The organism is Oceanobacillus sp. FSL W8-0428 (assembly GCF_038004405.1).
Lineage (GTDB): Bacteria > Bacillota > Bacilli > Bacillales > Amphibacillaceae > Oceanobacillus > Oceanobacillus sojae.
Map to the genome: position 1 here is coordinate 3,936,089 of NZ_JBBORB010000001.1, position 20,312 is coordinate 3,956,400.

Annotated in this window: 19 protein-coding genes, 1 pseudogene and 2 riboswitches; of the genes and pseudogenes, 5 read left to right on the forward strand and 15 right to left on the reverse strand. The window is 37.6% G+C overall.

Annotation, left to right across the window (positions count from 1 at the left end):
- Positions 1-52 precede the first annotated feature (52 nt).
- The gene (locus MKY30_RS18850; protein ID WP_147212118.1) at positions 53-574 is read right to left on the reverse strand and encodes a VOC family protein; all 522 of its coding nucleotides are present in this window, start codon (positions 572-574) and stop codon (positions 53-55) included.
- A 255-nt stretch (positions 575-829) separates the two neighbouring features.
- Between MKY30_RS18850 and MKY30_RS18855 the strand changes: the two genes are divergently transcribed.
- A complete protein-coding gene (locus MKY30_RS18855) occupies positions 830-994 on the forward strand; it encodes a hypothetical protein (RefSeq protein WP_186813712.1) in 165 nt (54 codons plus the stop codon).
- 726 nt (positions 995-1,720) lie between these two features.
- Positions 1,721-2,329 carry a class I SAM-dependent methyltransferase gene (locus MKY30_RS18860; protein WP_341085081.1) on the forward strand — a complete coding sequence of 203 codons (609 nt, stop codon included), beginning with the start codon at positions 1,721-1,723 and terminating at the stop codon, positions 2,327-2,329.
- A gap of 151 nt (positions 2,330-2,480) precedes the next feature.
- Here the strand turns inward: MKY30_RS18860 and MKY30_RS18865 are convergent, their stop codons facing one another.
- The 6 genes from MKY30_RS18865 to MKY30_RS18890 all read right to left on the reverse strand — a co-directional run bounded on the left by MKY30_RS18865 (position 2,481) and on the right by MKY30_RS18890 (position 7,941).
- Positions 2,481-2,975 (reverse strand): LysM peptidoglycan-binding domain-containing protein, encoded by a 495-nt coding sequence (locus MKY30_RS18865; protein ID WP_147212115.1) that lies wholly within the window; start codon positions 2,973-2,975, stop codon positions 2,481-2,483.
- Positions 2,976-3,742: 767 nt separating this feature from the next.
- On the reverse strand, positions 3,743-4,063 hold the full coding sequence (locus MKY30_RS18870; RefSeq protein ID WP_341085082.1) for an antibiotic biosynthesis monooxygenase: 321 nt from the start codon (positions 4,061-4,063) through the stop codon (positions 3,743-3,745).
- 184 nt (positions 4,064-4,247) lie between these two features.
- Positions 4,248-5,255, reverse strand: coding sequence for an ABC transporter substrate-binding protein (locus MKY30_RS18875; protein ID WP_341085083.1), 1,008 nt, complete (start codon positions 5,253-5,255; stop codon positions 4,248-4,250).
- A gap of 1 nt (position 5,256) precedes the next feature.
- Positions 5,257-5,997 carry an ABC transporter permease gene (locus tag MKY30_RS18880; protein WP_341085084.1) on the reverse strand — a complete coding sequence of 247 codons (741 nt, stop codon included), beginning with the start codon at positions 5,995-5,997 and terminating at the stop codon, positions 5,257-5,259.
- A 3-nt stretch (positions 5,998-6,000) separates the two neighbouring features.
- Entirely contained in the window at positions 6,001-6,774 is a 774-nt protein-coding gene (locus MKY30_RS18885; RefSeq protein WP_341085085.1) for an ABC transporter ATP-binding protein, read from the reverse strand.
- A 141-nt stretch (positions 6,775-6,915) separates the two neighbouring features.
- Positions 6,916-7,025, reverse strand: a riboswitch (TPP riboswitch).
- A gap of 104 nt (positions 7,026-7,129) precedes the next feature.
- A riboswitch (TPP riboswitch) is annotated at positions 7,130-7,229 on the reverse strand.
- A gap of 313 nt (positions 7,230-7,542) precedes the next feature.
- A complete protein-coding gene (locus tag MKY30_RS18890; protein ID WP_156985306.1) occupies positions 7,543-7,941 on the reverse strand; it encodes a glyoxalase in 399 nt (132 codons plus the stop codon).
- A 287-nt stretch (positions 7,942-8,228) separates the two neighbouring features.
- On the opposite strand from MKY30_RS18890, the gene MKY30_RS18895 reads away from it, so the two are divergent.
- The 3 genes from MKY30_RS18895 (at position 8,229) to MKY30_RS24205 (ending at position 10,141) form a co-directional block, all read left to right on the forward strand.
- Positions 8,229-8,837, forward strand: a complete 609-nt coding sequence (locus tag MKY30_RS18895; RefSeq protein WP_198048562.1) for a TetR family transcriptional regulator — start codon at positions 8,229-8,231, stop codon at positions 8,835-8,837.
- A 4-nt stretch (positions 8,838-8,841) separates the two neighbouring features.
- The gene (locus MKY30_RS18900; protein WP_341085086.1) at positions 8,842-9,636 is read left to right on the forward strand and encodes an SDR family NAD(P)-dependent oxidoreductase; all 795 of its coding nucleotides are present in this window, start codon (positions 8,842-8,844) and stop codon (positions 9,634-9,636) included.
- Positions 9,637-9,973: 337 nt separating this feature from the next.
- Positions 9,974-10,141 (forward strand): winged helix-turn-helix transcriptional regulator, encoded by a 168-nt coding sequence (locus MKY30_RS24205; protein WP_445667735.1) that lies wholly within the window; start codon positions 9,974-9,976, stop codon positions 10,139-10,141.
- On the opposite strand, the gene MKY30_RS24210 is transcribed toward MKY30_RS24205, so the two are convergent.
- From MKY30_RS24210 to MKY30_RS18935, 8 genes and pseudogenes are all read right to left on the reverse strand, one after another.
- Complete coding sequence (locus tag MKY30_RS24210; protein WP_198048561.1) at positions 10,138-10,266, reverse strand: hypothetical protein; 129 nt, start codon at positions 10,264-10,266, stop codon at positions 10,138-10,140. The genes MKY30_RS24205 and MKY30_RS24210 overlap by 4 nt on opposite strands.
- A 19-nt stretch (positions 10,267-10,285) precedes the next feature.
- Positions 10,286-10,801 (reverse strand): annotated as a pseudogene (locus tag MKY30_RS18905) (transposase).
- Positions 10,802-10,828: 27 nt separating this feature from the next.
- Positions 10,829-11,962, reverse strand: coding sequence for a zinc-dependent alcohol dehydrogenase (locus MKY30_RS18910; protein WP_341085087.1), 1,134 nt, complete (start codon positions 11,960-11,962; stop codon positions 10,829-10,831).
- 290 nt (positions 11,963-12,252) lie between these two features.
- Complete coding sequence (locus MKY30_RS18915) at positions 12,253-13,491, reverse strand: hemolysin family protein (protein ID WP_341085088.1); 1,239 nt, start codon at positions 13,489-13,491, stop codon at positions 12,253-12,255.
- 503 nt (positions 13,492-13,994) lie between these two features.
- Positions 13,995-15,764 carry an adenine deaminase gene (locus tag MKY30_RS18920; RefSeq protein ID WP_147212089.1) on the reverse strand — a complete coding sequence of 590 codons (1,770 nt, stop codon included), beginning with the start codon at positions 15,762-15,764 and terminating at the stop codon, positions 13,995-13,997.
- 64 nt (positions 15,765-15,828) lie between these two features.
- Positions 15,829-17,370: an AbgT family transporter gene (locus tag MKY30_RS18925; RefSeq protein WP_147212088.1), complete on the reverse strand. Its 1,542-nt coding sequence runs from the start codon at positions 17,368-17,370 to the stop codon at positions 15,829-15,831.
- 22 nt (positions 17,371-17,392) lie between these two features.
- Positions 17,393-18,829: an amidohydrolase gene (locus MKY30_RS18930; RefSeq protein ID WP_147212087.1), complete on the reverse strand. Its 1,437-nt coding sequence runs from the start codon at positions 18,827-18,829 to the stop codon at positions 17,393-17,395.
- 683 nt (positions 18,830-19,512) lie between these two features.
- On the reverse strand, positions 19,513-20,148 hold the full coding sequence (locus MKY30_RS18935; RefSeq protein WP_341085090.1) for an NAD(P)-dependent oxidoreductase: 636 nt from the start codon (positions 20,146-20,148) through the stop codon (positions 19,513-19,515).
- Positions 20,149-20,312 lie beyond the last annotated feature (164 nt).

Here is a 20,312-nt window from a genome sequence, read left to right on the forward strand (position 1 = left end):
TAATTATGCTCCATACAAACCATGAAATGAAAAATGGACCTAAATATATATTTTAAGGTGTAAATCTTTTTGCTTCACTATATTCAGGGTAATCTAATTTATTTGGATTGTAGCTTATTAACTCAATCAGCATACCCCATGGAGCACGTCCATAAACAAATTCCCCTGCTCCATTTTCCACATCTCCTAATAGCTCGCCTGGTTCCGTTAATAGTTCCCCGCCTGCTTCAACAAAATAATCAGCTGATTGCTGGATATCATCAACATAAAATGCAAAGTGCTGTACTCCCAGGTCAGAAGCAATAACTGGCTCTCTTTGCTCTGTATTTTTAAAATTAAAAAGCTCTAAGCTGGAGCCATTACCAAAAGAAAGAATACGGATATGAATAACCTTTGCCCCTTTTTTAAGACCTAATGTTTTTTCCACATCCTCTCCCTGCTGTGGTTCATCACCTAATTTCTTATTATCGTAGGAAATTTTTGCGTGAAAAGCTTTTTTGAAAAATGTAGTAGCTTCTTCAATATCTGGGACTGTAACTCCGATATGATCAATGCCGCTTGTTAAATTTGCCATGATAAAATCACTCCTTTTATTAAATGAACTAATATCTTTATATTAACTTATAGTATTTGCGAGTGCATACATATTAAAGGGGGGCTGGTTCTTAGTCAAGTGATAAAGTGCATTCTCTTTAATAGATACTTTTAAAATTTCAACTTGAACCTATTAATTTTTTCAGAAAACATATATGCTAGATATGTATTTTCGGCGAAGATAACTTAAATATTGATAAATTAATGGAATATGATTTCAGGAGGAGAAAGAAACATGTCTACCCTGCCAAATAAATCGAGACGTGCTGTAATCACTGCTCTTGCCAATGAAATTGTCTCATTAAATCTAGACCATCCGACAAGGGTTGCTATAGATGGCCGATCTGCTGCGGGGAAAACTACATTATCCGATGAGCTGGCTGAAGCTATCCGCGAATAAACACGTGTAGTTTTCCAGTCTTCCATCAATCATTTCCATTACCCTGAACATAAAAATCGCTCGCAGCAAGGTGATTGGACGGTGCAAGCTTATTATGATTATGGATTCGATTATACTTCGTTTGCCAACTTCGTATTGGAGCCTCTTGGATCTGAAAGAAATCGAAAATGCCGAACGTCTCTTTGGGATTCATTCCATGACAAGGAGATCACAGATCAATGGCATACTGCAGGAAATAAGATATTGTTATTATATTTCTTCTGCGTCCAGAGCTTATTAATTACTGGGACTATGTAATTTGGCTGGATATTGATAACGAAACCATGGTGAATCGAGCTGTGCAAAGAGATATAGCTTGGGTTAACTCGGCTCAGGTTGTTGAAGAGAAATACCGGCAATTTTGGATTCCCATGCACAAACATTATGAGCAGCAGACATCAGCACCTGATCATACTCATGCCTTTATCGATAATAAAATTTTCACTGAGCCTAAGCTTTTACGTCTATCAAAATAATTACCTGCAGACTGCTGATTTTCTATTTCAAGCCTTTCCATCAGCAGGTACATCCAAAAGCAGAGTACGCTTTATCTGATTAAGGAATTAACTTTCTACCAATCTTAGAGAGTCTATGCTCTTGGAAGCATAAATAAACAGATAATAAAATAAAAATGAAAGTTTAGGCTAATAACATTATGATTATGTTATGGAAGAAAGGAGATTATAAATGACAAACAATAAATGGGATGAACTATATAATAATCAGGAATACCGATACGGAAAAGACCCTAATGTCTTTGTTCAATCAATGTTACCCGATCAACCTCCTTCTGATCTATTAACTCTGGCAGAGGGAGAAGGACGTAATGCAGTCTATGCAGCTGAATTGGGGCATCAGGTTACTGCCTGGGATTATTCTTCCGTTGCCTTGAACAAATTACAGCGGCTTGCTGATGAAAGAAGTGTAGAGGTAAAAACAGAGTTAGTAGATCTAACACAAAATAGCCCTTTTAGAGAAAATCAATGGGATGTAGTATTGAATGTTTTTGGTCATATTGGAGATGCTTCTGTCCGTCAGCGTTTAATGAAAGGAATCAAAAAAACACTTCGACCGGGTGGAATCTATATCATGGAGGTTCGCTCTGATCGTCAGCTTCCTTACCGGACTGATGGTGGAAAAGACTCCAGTCTCTTATACTCGCCATATGAAGTACTTGATATTTTTACAGACTGGAAAATCAAGCATTTTTATTACGGTGAAGTGGAACGTTTTGAAGGTAAATCACACAATGGACTGGGGCACGTTATTCAACTCGCAGCTTATAAAACTCTATAATTTAATTGATCACATTTATTTTACTTTCTATTTCTTCTATTATAGGATGTTAGAAATGAAGCAGCCTGATACCAATGTTTTGAGGTAACAGGCTGCTTTTTTGTGGTAAAGTTATGAATAACATTATAAATCTGTAATCTAGTTTTCAGAGTTAATATGTCCACACTTTAGCTTGAAGTTCTTGTACTCCAAATTCAAGTGCATCATCTAAATCTTCCATGTAAATATCCAAATGGCCATTTGTAATTGCGCTTCCCCGATCTTCACACACGTAAGTTTCATTCAGATCTGAGATATGTATTTTTGTTCCAAAAGGAAGAGATTGCGGACATGCAATTGTTTTTCCTTCTTCTACCTCTTCACCAGACGCCGTTATACCATAGGCAGGGTCGCCAGGTTCTTTTCCGGTAGATTCAGGTCCAGCTGTATAGGCTGTAACAGTAAAAGAAGCTCCAGTTTCATCTGGTATTTTTATTGTTTGTCCAGCTTCAATATAGGCAGGATCCGATATGGATGGATTTGCTGCAATGACAGCATTTACATCTACTTGATAGTTTTGGGCAATACGGTATACATTATCTCCTGATTTTACTTCATAATTCTTCTCAGCAGCTGCTGTCCCTGCAAAGAGTACGAATCCAACCAAAGAAAAAATGATTAAAGAAATATACTTGATAATAACAACTCCCTTTCTATGTAATAACTACTATCTACCCTTCTTTTTAACTTGTAAACGCAAATTCTATCTATCTGAACATTTTTAATTTAATTGTAAAGAAAATGAAAAAATTGAAATATTTCTTCATTGCGTTAATTATTTTCCGTAATAGTAAGTTTGATAACTACTTGTCATCCCCCTTTTATATCTCTGATTAACGATTTTTTTATAAAATTCTTCGTAGATTTTACTGCTTCAAAGGTTTGTATCACAGCCTAAATCTACTGTATTTTTTATCAAATCAAAAAAGAAAGGAAAGAAAAATCTTCCCGTTAACCCGGACAAATAAGATTTTTCTTTCCTCTATTCTTTATTTTTCGTATATATAATAAGAAATCAGTTTTGTATAATTACAGGATTTCTTATGACCTATAACAAAAGAGAAGGAATCTCTATCAAGTCTCTATATGTTGGTTGGGGGGTAACACAATGAGTGATCTGATTAATCCACAGAATAATTTGATAGAGAAACCCCTTTCTGTAATGATAATGATAATCATTATCACATTAGTTGTCAATACCTAATTGCAATATTATTTATTTTAATAAGCAGTTTGATTCGTTCACTGATTGATTATTGTATGAATTATTGGGGAAATATGCATAAATCTATTCATAAAAATGCCGTCTTCTTAACAGTTGAAGACGGCATTTTGTGAATAATCATAGTGTAACAAAACTTAGATAAAAGGATACTATGCTGGATGGTGCTGTACAAAGACTTCAAATATTGATAATTCCGTTCCAAGGATTGGACTATCTTCTTTTTCTTCTTTATTCTGTGATTCATGAGCTTTTCTTGTTTCTCTGCTTTCTCTCCAAACCTCAAAAGAAGCGTGATCATCCCACGTTGTGCAAACCTGCAGCTCATCATACTCTGCTGTATTTTCTTTTATCAAAACTTCCATGAATACAAATCCATCAAATATGTGTACTGCCTTAGCTTTTTGGAATAATGCTGCGACCTCATTTACCTTTCCTTTTTTTACTCGTAATGTGTTAACGACTTTAATCATTATGCACAGCCTCCTATGATTTAGATAAAAATCTATGTTTATATTCTAATACCACTTCTGCCTGTTTTCCACCTATTCGGGTGTGCCAAAAATACGGTATACCATGAGAAACCCTTGCTTGAAACGCACTTGGCTGATTTCCAACAATACTTTGAACAATAAATAAGCAGCTTTATAGAAATTATTATTCAATATTGACAAATATATCATCGATATTTGGAATTTCTTTAATCACGCCGTATTCTTTTAACCAATTCGCTGTTTTTTCCCATGAAGCTCTTTCCTGTGTACCAAAACCCTGCTCTGAATCCATTTTTGGTAATAAAATAGTTAAGCTCTCTGTTTCAATTTCTTTTTCCAGGGGAAAGTTTACTTCATCCTGATAATCCAGCAGGATTTGCAGTGCTTCTTCCTCATTTTCAACCATGAAATCGTATCCCTTACGCGCAGCGCGCCAAAACGCTTCAATATATTCTCGCTCGGCATCCCATGTTTCATCACTTGTCACAGCGACAATTTCGTAAAAATCAGGCACCCCGTAATCTACTGGATCAATAAAATCAATTGCATGCCCTTCACTGCGTAAGACTGGCACTTCATGATTCACATACATGCCACTCACTGCATCGACCTGCTCAGAAATAAGTGAAGAACCTAATTCAAATTCTACATTTATCATATCTACTTTTTCATAATCTCCGCCGTCATGCTCGACCATTGTTTTAACAATTGTCTCATTTACCGGAATTCCAGGGTAACCTACCTGCCTCCCTTCTAATTCTTTCGGCGATTCTATCGGATCATTGGAACGGGAAACAATCCGGTTTAACGGCTCACGAACGACAGCAGCCACAGACTTAACAGGAATATCTTCATTTGCTCTTGCTGCAATCACATCGGGCTGGTAATATAACCCCATTGTCACCTTGCCTGAAGCCGCAAGTGTCAGAGGGTCTGTTGGATTTGCCGGGAATTGAATATCAACTTCAATCCCTTCTTCCTCAAAATAACCCTTCTCTTCTGCTACGTATAGATAACTATGTACGGCATTCGGATACCAATCAAGCATAATAGAAACGGTATTTGTCCCGTTTACTTTTTTATTATCCTCTGCATTTGATTCTTCATTTCCACAAGCGCTTAGAATTGTAAAGCCTATTAGAATACTAACTATTGCTGTTAATTTATTCATACTAAGATCTTCTCCATTTCAATATATATTTTTCCAGCAAAACAACTGTAATAAATAATATAATTCCAATTAAAGAGAGAACGACTATAGGTGCGAAGACTCCTGCTCCATTAAATTGTGTCATCATCCGCCGGCTAAAATAACCTAGGCCAGCCTGTGCACCGAGCCACTCTCCAATTGCAGCGCCAATCACACTCATGGGGACGGCTACTTTTAACCCTGAAAAGAAAGAAGGCAGTGCAGATGGAACCTCCAGCTTGAAAAAAAGCTGTCTTTTAGATGCGCCAAGTGTTTGAAATAACTCTTTCAGTTCTTTACTTGTTGATCGAAAACCATCGAATGTACTGACGGTAATAGGAAAAAAGGTAATGATAATTGTAACGATGACTTTGCTCCAGATGGAATATCCGAACCAAAGTACAAAAATAGGTGCCAGTGCAATAATAGGAATGGTTTGTGATGTAATTAAAATAGGATAAATGGCTTGCTCTAATGCTTTTGATATATTCATACTGATTGCTAGGATAATTCCAAGTACTAATGAAATACCGAGGCCAATTGCAATAACAGCCAGTGTAACAGGAAGATGATGCAGCAGAAGCTCCGCTTTCAATTCCCATAGCTTTATCGCAATTTCAGTCGGCGCCGGTAAAATAAATGGTGTATTAACAAACCTCGCTCCTGCTTCCCATATAAATAAAAATATTGTGATTAAAATAATAGAATAAAGATAATTTTTCATTGATTACACCCTCATCCGAAATTGATCCAGCAGATTATTTTTTAGCTCCGTCACTTCTTTATTTCCTAAATCCTGTTGCCGTCTTGGACGTTCCAAAGGCACTTCAATCTCTTTAAATGTTGTAAAAGGTGTATCAGTAATGACAAAAATGCGGTCAGACAAAAATAATGCTTCTGTAATATCATGTGTTATAAATAAAATAGTAGATTGCTGCTCTTTCCATTGTTCTAATAGCCATTCCTGCATAAATAACCTGGTCATCGCATCCAAAGCTGAAAAAGGTTCGTCCAGCAATAGCACATTAGAACCGGATAAAGTAGCTCTTAAAAAGGAAACACGCTGGCGCATCCCACCGGATAGTTCATGCGGATATTTATTCTCGTATCCTTTTAAACCAAACGCCTCCAGCAAGCTATCGACAGCTCTTCTATCGAGACGACTTTCTTTGTGCAGTTCTAACGGAAGAACTGCATTTTGCTGAACTGTACGCCAAGGCATTAATAAATCCTGTTGAGGCATATACCCAACTTTTCCTGAACGGTCGGTTACTTGTTTTTCATTTAAATAGATAGATCCACCGGTCAGTTCTTCCAGCCCGACAATAAGACGAAAGATGGTTGATTTTCCTGAGCCGCTTGCACCGATAATACTTACAAATTCACCATCTGCAACAGAAAGATTCATGTTTTTTAAAATGGGAATCTCCCCTGCATCATTTTTATATTGGAAATCGACATTTTTAAACTGAAGTGCTAATTTATTATTTTGTTCTCTCATCCTTCGTTTTCACCCTCTTTCTGATAAAAAGTATAAGTTTATTTCTTAATAACACTTGTTAATAGATTGAATATGCACGCCTCCCTTCAAACAAAAATACCCCGGACACGAAGCCCAGGGTACACACATTTCCATATGATAGAAATTACTTTGCATGTTCCCTACGCTGGTCTCAACCAGATCAGGTTCTAAGGGTCTTTATCTTATGGATACTATCTCAACCAGCAACACTGGTCCCCCTACATTCTTATTAAATTGTATCTCTTACTATTTGAATCTACTGTAAGAGCATTAAAAAACCCACTCAACAAATATTGATGAATGGGAAATGAGTACATAACTAGATTATTACCTACTTAAGTAAACCTCACTTCCCTACGTTAGTGTTAACTAAATCAGGTTCCAAGGGTCAAGTTTCCTTTCTCAGCAATAAAATTGCTCCCCTAGCGATTATAGAAATATGAAATTTAGAATTAATAGTTTACCTGTAAGTGCTGATTAAATAGCATGATGCATTCATAGCGTTATTTTCAGCGGTGTCCTTTATAATCAGGGTGTATTATGGTTTTTATTCTTGAAACGAATACACTACAGCATGCTATAAGAAAGAAGTAAAATACTTAAGGCTTATTTAAGCATATATCATTTAAAAATGCAAACCATGCCTGACACCACAATATTAGCGTCAGGCTGGTTCCTGTCATTATTGGTAATTATTAATAGGACGAGATCATTAGCTCTCCACATTTCTTCCATTCATTTATTACCCTATTGTTTCATCCACATCGGTTCTAACATATTCCCATCAATATCAGATACCTCCAAGCCATACATTTGCTCTTCCGGCACCCCCATATCAACACGATAAGCATCGCCGCCATTTTCTTTTGCTAATTGTCCAAATTCTTTGACTGCTTCAGCGCTTTCCATGCCGAAACAAATTAAGGCAGCATTTTCTTTTTGTGTATCGGCAATCTTCTTATTTTTGAGGAACTGTTGATAAAAAGAATGTTCTAACAACATAATATAAAAATTTTCGTCCCAGACCATACAGCTTGCATGAACATCAGAAAAGTCATCGTTCTTTGTAAATCCAATTTTTTCGTAAAAATTAGTGGCATCTGCTACATTCTTGACTGGAAAGTTAACAAAAATCATTGTACTCATTAAAACGCCTCCTTTTTATTAGTTTACTATAAATGAATAAGAAAAGCTTCTTCTCGATTGCTCAATAGTTTTTCTTTTATTTAATAAATTCTCGGTATAAGCCATTACCTATTTTCTTTTTCAGAATAAATAAGGCTTCTTGATTTCTCCTAGTGTGTTTTCCCCTGCATCTTATATTAGACATTTTTTCATACATAATATTGATATTTCTTGCCTAATAGGTAAAAATATATTAAAATGACCACAGGTCAAAATTGACTACTGGTCAAATGAAGGAGGTTTTATTCATGTCACAAAGAATGGATAAAATATTTCATGATAGAAATACTACCATTCTAAATAATGCAGAGAAACTATTTAGACTAAAAGGTTTTGATAACGTAACGATGAATGACATAGCGAAAGAATCTAATATTGCAAAGGGTACGTTATATTTGCATTTTAAATCAAAGGAGGAATTACTTTTTAATATTTTGATACCTAAATTAGAAGAATTTAATGCAAAAGTGGAACTTATCGATAAAAAAGAAGAACTTACAAGTGATAAAATCAAAAAAATAATCACGTATGGATTTGATAGTGACTTTTTTGATTTTACTAAGAATCATTTTCTTTATATGCATCAATTATTTAATGTACAATACTATGATGAATTAAATGCAGTTATTGATAAGATCATAAAGAATTTTTCTCTAATCATACAAAATGGAAAAGAAATAAACGAGGTAAACTCTTCTTTGCCTAATAACTATTTATCCCATCAATTGATGCACGTTTTTGACCCTCAAATTTATTTTAGTTTAGTTGAAATTGAAAAAAATACAAAAGAAAGTTTTGTACGCAACACGATTACTTTTTACTTAAATGTATTACATGTGGCTAATAAAGGAGACTAATAATATGGATTTAAAATTAAAAAATAAAAAAGCACTTATTACCGGATCAACGAAAGGAATAGGAAAGGCAATAGCTTATGAACTTGCAAAAGAAGGTGCGGATGTTTTGGTTAACGGCAGAAGCAATAAGGAAGCAGAATTGGTTGTTCATGACATAAAGCAAAAACATCCAGAAACTAATCCTCAAAATGCCTTTGGTAATCTATTGAACAAGGATGATAGAGAAAATATCTGCAATAATCATCCTGATGTAGATATTCTTGTGAATAATTTAGGCGTATACGAAATGATGAACTATGAAGAAATCACTGATGAAGTCTGGAAAAAATATTTCGATACCAATTTCCTCGTTGCTGATAATATGTCCAGATTTTATTTAAAAAAAATGCAGAGTAAAAATTTTGGCAGAATTATTTTTATTGCCAGCGAAGAAGCTGTTATGCCTTCTGGAAATATGCCGCAGTATGCTGTGACCAAATCAATGATTTTATCTTTATCTAAATCATTATCCTTTTTAACCAAAGGCAAAAAAGTAACAATTAATACTATTATGCCCGGGCCCACATTATCAGAGAATGTTGAAAATATACTCAAAGATATGAATGATACCTCCAGTAAATCTTTCGAACAAATTGAAAAAGACTTTGTATTGTCTAATTTACCTGATTCATATATTGAAAGATTTATCCGTCCTTTTGAGATAGGAAGAATGGTTGCATTTTTAAGCAGCCCATACTCTGGTGCCATGAAAGGTACCGCGGTTCGAATGGATGGTGGTTTAATACCTTCTATTTATTAATTCAACAGTAAAAAGGGCAGCGAAATGCTGCTCCTTTTACTATTTATTAATATTTTTCAGTCAGTTACATTGCTATAAATTATAGAAAATACTTGCGAATATTTTATTTAAATTCAACTAGATTATGTGGTATATAAGGCTCTTTCAAACAAGCGATTTCTTCCTCTTGAAATGCGATAGCTAAAGCTTATGCCAGCAAGATTAATTTTTGAGCGCGAAGTTTGTACATCGAACTTTCTTGTAAGCTTTCTTATTGCAAAAGGACTACAAGGCGTTACTGCAATGCTTTCTGATTTACAATTAGATAGCATTTCTCTTTCGTCTTCACAATAAATTAATTCAACGGTTTGGTGAACTAAGAAAGTTAATTCCCGATATCAACCAAATGATTTTAATCAATCATTTATATGAGCTGAAAAACTGTCGTACTGTCAAATGCACCGTCTGTCCAATTATGCCTCCTCATGGTTCTTTTCAGGCAACACAACACAGTCAATTGAATTAAGACAGATTTCCTGCCTGGTGATACACCTGCTGTGTCGTTTGAACTGTCTTTACAGCCGTGGCAGGGTCTTCTCCTGTATTTGTATTAAGAAAAATAAAATTCTGGGCACTGGAAGTAATTGACAAACGGATTCGATGTCCCTTTTTAAGTATCTAACAGTTTGTTTTCTCCATTTGCTTTCACTATTTTAAACCACATATTATACGCTTCTTTTAACTCATGCGCTTTTTTTAAACCCTCCGATAACCGTTGATAACGCTCCAAATACCAGCACTGATTTTCTGTCAGATCTTTTTTATAAAATACATGTCTTATTCGTTTGCACTTCTTCCGGTCATAGTCGTGAAATTCTCTTTGCACACAAATTCGAACACACTCCAGCGCCTAATAAATATACCTGGTAAAGTGAAACCGGTCGGCTAAGATAATCGGAAAATTCAATGCCTTGCTTACCGCAGCTTTAAGTGAATGACTCATAATCATGACAATAACTTCCACGCTATCTCCATGTTCTTTTAAGTACGCTACTAATGTATCCTTTTCCCGGTCCGGAAGAATTTCTAATGGTTTATGACGGATTGGATCAGCGATAATTGTTTGATACTTCTTATTGCCTGCAACTCTTTTATACTCATCAATCGCAATCGCTTTTGGCTTCAATCAAAATACAGAATTTAAATGGTGCTGCTAGGGCTTTAACACAACTTTAATGCAATTATCTTCCTTTTTATTAAAAATATGGTACCCATGAGAAGCCTCTTCTAAAGGCATCGTATGAGTAATAATTTTTGTCGGATCAATATTCCCGTTCTTTATCATATTGTACAGAGCTGGCATATAGTGACGTGCAGGTGCCTGCCCCATTTTTATTGTAATGTTACGAGTGAAGAAAGGGCCTAATGGAAACATATTGTATAGTCCGCCATAAACACCTGTGATTTGTAAGACGCCACCCTTACGCACTGCTTTTGTAGCAATTTGAATCGGCCCTAAAGTTCCCCCTTGCAGCTTTAATTTCTGTTCTGCCCACTCTAGTGGAGACTTTTTACCGTCCATTCCTACACAATCAATAACAACATCTGCCCCGCCTTTAGTAAGCTCTTTTAGAGTCTCCCCCATATCATCATATTGAGTGAAGTCAAATGTTTCTGTTCTGTTTATCTTTTTGGAATGATGGAGCCGGTTGGTAATATAATCAACTGCAATGACACGTTCTGCCCCTTTATCCCATGCAAACTGTTGAGTCATTAATCCAACAGGCCCAGAGCCCAGGACAATAACTGTGTCTCCTTTTTTTACTCCTGCATGCTCCACACTCCAATAAGCAGTTGGAAGGACATCTGATAAAAATAATAAGGATTCATCTTCTAATTCACACTCTTTTGGAATTACAAAAGGAGTATAGTTGCCAAAAGGCACGCGCAGGTACTCTGCTTGTCCGCCCGGATAGTTGCCGAATTTTTCGGAATAACCGAAGTAACCTCCAGAATCATAATGGGGATTAGCGTTATCACACTGACTTTCTAAATCGTGTTCACAGTATTGGCAGGTCCCGCAGGCTACGGTAAATGGAATGACAACACGGTCCCCTTTTTTTACTTTTGTAACATCGGGACCTACTTCTTCAACTATTCCCATTGGCTCATGTCCGATAATGTAGCCCTTTGGTAAAGGGAAGTTCCCTTGATATAAATGAAGATCGGAACCGCATATGGCTGTTGAAGTGACTTTTATAATCACATCTTCACGATCTTGTATTTTGGGAGCTTCTACTTTTTTGACGGCAACATCATATTTCCCCTGGTATGTGACTGCTTTCATAATATCCTCCTAACATGTATAAAAGAATGATTAGGGATCTCTTTTACTGCAGTATTCAAGTACTGCCTGAAATCATAATACCCTCCGCTTTAACCGTAACAAGGATTTGTATGCTTATTATTACAGATTTAAACGTTGTAGAGATCCAGCTTCTTTTATTATTCAATGTTAGCTTTCGTTATGTTTACATAGTTTATTCAAACAAACTATTCTGATCGTTGTATTGCTTTATTTTAACTGTTATATCCTTTAAAAATTGCCTGCAGATTTTATTATCTCTGCCAATCACCTTACTCCGGTTTTTTAATTCCTTTTAATATTTTAACTTTACTAATTTTATTCTTGTCGGCATCAAGAATCTCAAATGTTAAATTATCATGCTCAAAAACCTCTCCAATTTGTGGGATATACCCTAGTTGGCTCAGGCAAAAACCAGCTAAATTATCTTCTTCCTCTGGAATATTCGTTTGAAATATAGTGTTAAGGCGGCGTAATGAGATTTTACTGTCACAAATAATCTCATTCTCTGTTTGCTTTTCAATTATTATATCATCAACATCCGTTTCATCTTCAATATCTTGTCCGATCATTGCTTCAATCATTTCTTCCATTGTGATAATGCCTTCTGTACCGCCATATTCGTCATGGACAATTGCGAAGTGTTTTTTCTTTTGCAGCATCTGCTTGTACACATCGCTTACCTGCTGAAATTCATATACATGCAGAGGATTTAAATCAGCAAACGCTGTTACTTGCTTTTCCGGTTCTCGAAACCAGGAAACAAAAAATTTCGAATGAAAGACACCAATAATATTATCAAGATCGCCTTCGTAGACAGGATAACGGCTAAACTGATTTTGTAATAAAATTTCACCCGCTTCCTCAAAATTTGTATCTGCAATAATTCCCTGCACATCAATTCTGGGAGTCTGCAGTATGTCCGCAACATTTAAGTTGGAGAAGTCCAGCACTCCTTTTAAACCATAAACTTCTTCCCTTCCAAACGTTCCTTCTGTATGTCCGATATCCACCATCGCTCTCATATCTGCCTTAGAAATCGTTGTTTGATCATTATTATCTTGTCCAAGGAGTTTAATGGTTGTTTTGGTCAATAGATTTAATAAGAGGATGAATGGCTTTAATATCACGAGAATAATCATAGTTGGATAATAGACTATATGAGCAATTTTTTCAGGAAACGCTGCTGCAATTGATTTTGGCATTACTTCCGCCAGAATAATAATGAGTATTGTTAAAACGGCTGTGGTTATGCCTACATTCCAATTGTATTCGAGTGCCACAATTGTAACCAATGAAGGAAGTACAATGTTTGGTACATTATTTGCAATTAATATACCTGGAATAAATAAATCTGGGTTGTTAACCAGCTTCAATAAGCGTGCGGCTTTTTTATCTCCATTTGTTGCTTTTAGCTTCAGCTTCATTTCATTTGTTGCCGTCAACGCTGTTTCACTGCCAGAAAAATAACTGGAAGCGATAAATAGTAAAATAATTGCAATAATTAACATGGTCAAACTCTTTCACCTACTCTAATTCGATTGTTGTTTACATTTCAATAACTACTTTCTTTATCAAATTATATCAAAACAGGATAGGGATTCCAAAAATGATGATATGACTGTTCATATGTATAGAATGGCAAATCCAAAATGAAAGTTGACCTTTTCTCCATTAAGCGTGTTGTTTATCAAGAAATTTCATCTACGAAAGTCTTAATATGGACTCTTTATTTCAATAAACAAAGCAACGGTCTGGTTAAGCCGTTGCTCATTTACTTTTATTTAATTGTTTTCAACATTGTAGTAGTTTCTACAGACTTCTAGATCTTAATAACTTGTAGATATTTATTGCTTTACCCCAACAACAGATATCGAATCTATCTGAGTGTTTTCTGGAAGAAAAACTCGTATACAATACGAAAGCCAATTTGAATCAGATAGCATTCTGCTTCTATCGTTTTACTGATTGCCAGGATAATGCATATAGCAAGCTCCCGGTTTCACGTCTGATTTTATCCTTCTACAAACAATGGGAGCAATTGTTGTTTATTCACATCAACAAGGCCTAGATTGCTGATACGTATTTCCGGAATAACTGTGAGTGCTAGAGAAGACATTGCCATTGAAGGAGCCCGTCTGCCAACCTTAACGCCCATATCTATAGCTATATTATTAAAATTTATAATAGCAGGTGCGAGTGTTTCAACTGGGAGATCTGACATCAGTCCAGCCACGGGTAAATCTATCGCTGCTTTCACATCCCCATCATCGAATAGAACGAGTCCTCCGCCTGAGGATTCAAGATATTTAGCTGCATGATACATATCTTCTGCGTTTGTACCGACGACTACCAGATTATGGCTGTCATGAGATAATGTTGTCGCATATGCCCCTGTTTTCAGACCTGCATTCTTTAATATACCTACAAAAGGCTTTAGACCTTGACCATGCCGTCCGACTACTGAGGCAAAAACATATCCTTCTGGCAATTTATCGATTATTCCATTTTTCGCGGAAATTTCCAGTACTCCTTTTACTGTAGTGCCGATTGGGGTCATTTCTATCGTATTGATACGAACACTATCCATTCCATTTGGCATGCTGATATTAAAGTCATTCACTTCAATGTCGGGAATCTTTACAGTATCCTCTTTAAGAATTTCAGTTGTTGTCTTGATTCTATTGATTAGCTTGCCGCCTTTCACCTGATGAATACCTTTCGTAAATACATCTGTAACATCCATGTCTTCCAGTGTGTTTACCAGACAAAAATCAGCAATATATCCCGGACCTATACCGCCGCGATGTCTCAAATTAAAACGTTTCGCACCATTTAATGTTGCAAAACGCACGGCAAGCGGTGCGGGGATCCCTTCTTCAATGCATCTTCTGACAACACGATTCATCTGACCGCCCTGGTACATATCACTAGCTTCTATATCATCTGTGCACATAGCAAGGTTTGTTGTATATGGAACTTCACGCCATGCTTCAGCAGCGATATCCGCAAACTGGCTGACACTTGACTCGCGGATGTACACACACATGCCTTGGCGCAGCTTCTCAACAATTTCCTCCGTAGATCGGCTCTCATGATCAGAGTCGATACCTGCGGACATGTAAGCATCCAGATTCTGACCGGTTGTTCTTGGCAAATGCCCTTCATTATAGACACCCTTTTTCAACCCTTCTTCAACAATCCCCGTCATCCGTTCACTCTGGTTGATTACACCGATGTAATCCATAATTTCTGCTATACCGATGACACGCTCTTCCTCTAGCAGCATGCCAATTTCATCCGATCCAAACACAGCGCCGCTTGTTTCAAGACCTGGAACTGCCGGAACAGCAGAAGGTATTGTTACCAGAATATCAATTGGCAAGTTCTTCGTTGCTTCAATCATATATTTGACGCCATCCACACCGAGTACATTTGCAATTTCATGGGGATCAATAACTGCGGTGGTCGTGCCTCTTTCGATCAGCGCTTTGGCGAAGTTAGCCGGAGTCACCATAGTGCTTTCAATATGTACATGACAATCGATAAAACCGGGAACTGCAAATTTCCCACTGCCATCGATTTCCTTCTCTCCTGCAATTTCAAATATAGGGGCATTATCTGTATACCGTGCCACTGCAGCAAAGACATCTTCCTTAATGCCTATATCCGCTGTGTATATTTCAGCGGTAAACACATTCACAAGCTGAACACCGCGGATTACTGTGTCCATTGGAATATCTCCACGTGCAGCAGCAACTACCTGTTCTCTTGAATACATCATTATCTCTCCTCTTCTGCTTACCTATCGTGAAAAAAGATGGAGAGAATATCCCCACCTTTTAAAATTATCCATCTAATCTAATATTAATCCCCGGACCAATCGGCAGATCAAGCAGGAACCATACTATCATCAAGAGTATCCATCCTACCATCAGGGCAATCGTGTAAGGAATCATTGTTGAAATGATAGACCCAAGTCCAGACCTTTTATCATAACGCTTCATGAACCCAAGCACCATGATCAGGTACGGGTTTAAAGGTGTAAGTAGCGCTGTCGATGAATCACCGATTCGATATGCCAGCTGTGTAAACGCCGGATGGAAATCAAGCAGCATGAACATCGGTACAAAAACCGGAGCCATTAGCGCCCACTGGGCTGAACCGCTTGTGATGAACTGGTTCAACATCCCCATCACCAGAATGAATATAATAATCAGCGGTAAACCGACAAAATTGACTGATTGGAGGTAATCAGCACTATTTACCGCGATAATTGTACTCAGATTCGTCCAGTTGAAGTATGCAATAAACTGCGCAATTGCAAAGACAAGTACAATATATGGCGCCATATCTTTAACTGCACTGGCCATGAAAACCGGGATATCTCCTGACTTCTTAATTGTTTTGGCTGATATTCCATATGTGACCGATACAACGATGAAAAATACAAATATAATCGGCACGATATTTGACAGAAATGGCGATGGAACCAGAACTCCGCCTTCCCCGCGCAAGACGGATGTTTCAGGCCAGATCAAGGCTAGGATAACGCCTATATAAACAAGTGCTGCAATCATGCTGTTCCTGAGCGCTTTTATTTCAATTCTGCCAACTTTCTCCTGCTTCTGTGCCAAAATACCTTCTTCAGCATACTTTGGATCATATTTTCCGAGCCTTGGCTCGATGACTTTCTCAGTTACGAGTCCAACCAGCAGGACAATCAGGAAGACGGATGTTGCCATAAAGAAATAGTTATCAATTGGTGTGATCAGCATATCCTGGTCAATTGCCCGTGCTGCTTCAGTGGTAATTCCGGCCAGCAGGGCATCTGTACCTGCGATAAGCAAATTCGCAGTAAAGCCGCCTACTGCACCGGCGAAACCGGCTGCAATACCGGCAACTGGATGCCTGCCCAAAGAGTAGAATACCATTGCTGCGAGCGGCGGAACAATGACAGCAGCAGCATCGGAAGCTATGTTACCCATAACCGCTACAAAAGCAATAGCATATGTAATCACTGCCCGGGGCGCTTTTTCAATGGTCAGCTTGATTGCTGTATCGAACAATCCAACCCCCTGGGCAACACCTATACCTAACATCATTGTAAGTACAAGCCCGAGCGGTGCAAATCCTGTAAAGTTCTCAAGCATTGTTTCCAAGGCAAACAATAGCCCTTCACCTGACAAAAGGCTCTTAGCCACAACTTCTTCCCCTGTACCCGGATGTGTAACTGAAATATCAAAGGAGGCAACGATTGCCGATATAATAATGATAATCGCTGCAAGATAAACGAATATTAAAAAGGGATGAGGTAACTTGTTACCGAAGCGCTCAATGAAATCCAGTACACGTTGGAACTTGCTTTGTTTATGGTTTGTATCTTCCATGGTACACCTCACTTGTTTAGTATCAATTTAATTTTGAAGGCACCACGCCTTGCGGGATAGGACATACATATTTCTTTCCACCCTTACGCCGGTCAAATTCCGCTTGAGCTTCTTTGATTTTCTCGGGATTATTTAAAACCGCCCCAGCAGTCTGTGCCATAACCTGCGCTGCATGCAACATTCCTTTCGCAGCATAGGTCGTCTTCCCCTGTGTAACTGTTTGCCACGTATGCATCTGTGTGCCGAATGCATAGCATGTTGCCAGGCACTGTACTGTTGGTGCTATCTGACTGACATCTCCGACATCCGTCGAACCGGGAAGAAGATTGTATGCCTTGGAATAAGGTATTGTATTCCCATATAATGCTCCCTCGGATTCAGGGGGTTCCTGTCCAGCTTTATGATATGCATCACTGATTTGTGATTCCGAATACTGGATTTCATCCGGAGTAAGTGATTCCTGAATCTTCTTAGCAAACTCAAGTTCATCAGCCGTGTATGACAGGCCGCCGATTTCTTGAAGCTGTTCCTCCATGACTTCTTCCAGCACATTATTGCGCAAAAAATTGGAGCATGCCTTTTCAAAGTGAATGCTGAGTTCGGTTTCTGTCATGAGTGCTGCGCCTTCAGCGATCTTCTTCACACGCTCATAGATGGCGCCAGCCTTCTCCACACTGACATCGCGCATCAAATATAGAACTTCGGCTTCTCCCTGAACCACATTAGGTGAAATGCCGCCTGTATTTGTAATGGCATAATGCAGCCGTGCAGTATCTTCTACGTGCTCTCTTAAATAATTTGCACCGACATTCATAAGTTCAACAGCATCAAGTGCGCTGCGTCCTAGATGTGGGCTCGATGCAGCATGTGTAGATACACCTTTGAACTTGAATGACACCTGATAGTTTGCTAGTGATTCATTCACCCATACTTGGGTGTATATCCACGGGTGCCAGCATATCGCAAGGTCAATATCATCAAAGACACCCTCACGTGCCATGAATGTTTTACCTGATCCGCCTTCTTCACCGGGACATCCATAAAAACGGATAGTACCTTCAAGATTATGCTCCACCATATAATCTCGTGCAGCAATAGCCGAAGCCATCGCACTTGTGCCAAGCATATGGTGACCGCAGCCATGTCCATTGCCGCCTTCTTCCATTGCTCGCTGTTCAGCAATTCCTGGTTCCTGACTGAGGTTGGACAGGGCATCAAATTCACCTAAAAACGCAATAACAGGACCACCGGACCCATATGAAGCTGCAAATGCAGTATCAATATCTGCAATGCCGCGCTCAACAGCAAAGCCTTTCTGTTCCAAATATGTTGCCAGCACTTCACTGGACTTTGTTTCTTCAAAGCGCAACTCCGGATTATCCCAAATTTCTCTGGAAATTCTTATGTAATCTTCCTCACTATTTTTTATACTCTTCTGTACTGAATCATATAAAGACATACTTCATCTCCTTTTATTAATGTCATATCATTAAAATTTTTATGATTTCTCCGTCAAACTATTGGTATGGAGGATTTTTTCCACTCAAAGTCAAGCATACCCTCCTTTCTAAAATTTCCTATTGAGACAGGAATTTACTTGGAATGACAAGCATGAAAAGTTATAAATTTTTATGAAGCAAGAGACAGCTGCATCTTTGCACTATGATTTATGCTTGTAAAGATTCCAAGTTAAAGTCTCTAAAATCAGATAGCGTTTTCATATTTTCTTTGACGCTATCGATAATAACAATATATTCTCACAAAACATATGTACGAATAATGAGACATTTTATCATAGTCAGAATTCATAATCAACCATAGTAAAAATTGGTAACCGACTCGATTCGACATAAAAATTCAATTAGGTGAACAGTTATGATAAAGCAAATTGTGATGCCTCCGAACTCAATCTAGAGAAGAAGTTAGCTAGATTTTAAAATTTATTTTGATCCCAAAAACAAATGCATCGTGTTTCATAAAAACATTAAAAACCTCCATTGTTTCTTGAAAAAACGATGGAGGGAAAAATTTGAGAGGAATTTGAAAGGGTGAATATTCCCTCTAAAAGCAATATCGAACTATTTGTACTTGCAAACTTCGTGAAAAGCGTGGTCCGTTTGTTATTTTTTCATAAAATATATTCTACTTAACACAAACATAAGCAACTCTATGAATAGAATCTGGATTTTTCAATTGATCTACTATAGATGCAGCCAAATCCGCCCGGGTTATACGCCCCTTTCCTTTCTTAACAGGTTTATCAAAGCTTATTTGATAACGCCCTTTTGGAACGCCGTTAGTCAGATAAGGCGGCCGGATAATGGTCCAATCAACTGTACTTTGATAGATTTCTTCTTCCATTCGCTGCATGTCACTATATAAATTATGAAATATTCTCCATAAAACTTTAACAAGGATACGCTCTGTAAACGAAGATTCTTCCTTCGATTTAAGTGTTTCAGCAGATAAGCAAATCAGTCGATTAACTCCTGATTTCTTCATTTCTTTTATTATATTTGCCATACATTCCGAGTAAACCGTTGTCGGCTGGCGGTGATTTCCGCCAAGAACTGATAATACGGCCTCTTTTCCAGTCAGCTTTCCTTCTATGGCAGCTGGATTTAAAACATCCCCTCTTATAACTTCCAGACGTGTTCCGGATAATTCTAACTTTTCCGGGTTTCGTACGATTGCTGTTACTTCATGACCTTCTAGAAGTAATTGCTTTACTAATGGAATTCCTGTATCACCAGTGGCTCCAAATACAACAATTTTCATATAAAACACCTTCCAATAATAAATGTTAGTTAGTAACAACTAACATTTATTATAAATTTTTTTATTATGACTGCCATACCGGCAATAAGCGTTTGAGCAATAATACAAACAGCATAGATCCATGCTAAAATAAGAAACACTTGTCTGGAATAATAAACACGATT